Source organism: Porphyromonas sp. CAG:1061, assembly GCF_000435035.1.
In the GTDB taxonomy this organism is placed as follows: Bacteria; Bacteroidota; Bacteroidia; order Bacteroidales; family Porphyromonadaceae; genus Porphyromonas_A; species Porphyromonas_A somerae.
Genome location: NZ_HF988951.1, coordinates 9,625 through 10,317, shown reverse-complemented (window position 1 = coordinate 10,317; position 693 = coordinate 9,625). Strand labels below are relative to the sequence as shown.

Annotated in this window: 2 protein-coding genes; one reads left to right on the top strand and one right to left on the bottom strand. The window is 44.0% G+C overall.

Annotated elements, in window-relative coordinates:
• Positions 1-51: 51 nt before the first annotated feature.
• Complete coding sequence (locus QVO39_RS08635) at positions 52-435, bottom strand: hypothetical protein (RefSeq protein ID WP_021903827.1); 384 nt, start codon at positions 433-435, stop codon at positions 52-54.
• Positions 436-597: 162 nt separating this feature from the next.
• Between QVO39_RS08635 and QVO39_RS08630 the strand changes: the two genes are divergently transcribed.
• Positions 598-693, top strand: a 96-nt coding sequence (locus QVO39_RS08630) for a DUF2795 domain-containing protein (RefSeq protein ID WP_288171963.1), incomplete at its 3' end; no start/stop codon positions are given.

The following is a 693-nucleotide window of genomic DNA, read 5'->3' as shown; positions in this document are numbered from 1 at the left end:
TCGCCAGCAGCGATTTGATTGGCGATATTATCGGGTAAAAGTTTGATGAGACTATCCATTGATGCCTAGTAAGCTACCTATTTGTTGAAATCCTTGTAAAATGTATCGCATCAATCCTGAGTCGGAATTGCGGAGTAATGACAAGAGTAATACCGCTCCTAAAATCAGGAGTATGATAGGTGTGCGATTGGCCTCGGCAAAGGACTTCTTACGCACCCCCTCCTTGCCGTACTTTTGAAGTACCTCCGACTGCCGGCGAAAGGAGCCTTTGAGTTCCCCTTTAATATCCTCGGCATTCACTTCGTCGGTGAGGCCGAGCTCTCTCCGTATGCGACGACGTCGCTTCTCATCCTCCTCTTTCTTGGGGTCGTAGTAGCGGTAGACGTACCTAAATTTACTTGGCTTCGGTTGTTTGTAAAAGTTCCCTATACCCATATATCTCTATATCCTATTCTTGTTTTGGTAATAGACAAAGATAACAATTCCTTGGGAGATTATTTCTTGGCGGTCGTACTATTTGTAATTGTGGAGAAAAGTGTTATCTTTACACCCGCAATTGCAAAATGCTTTAATATTAATGATTTTAGAGTATCAACTATGTATTGGACACTTGAACTAGCCTCTAAGCTCGACGATGCCCCATGGCCGGCGACTAAAGATGAATTGATCGACTACGCACAGCGTACGTGTGCT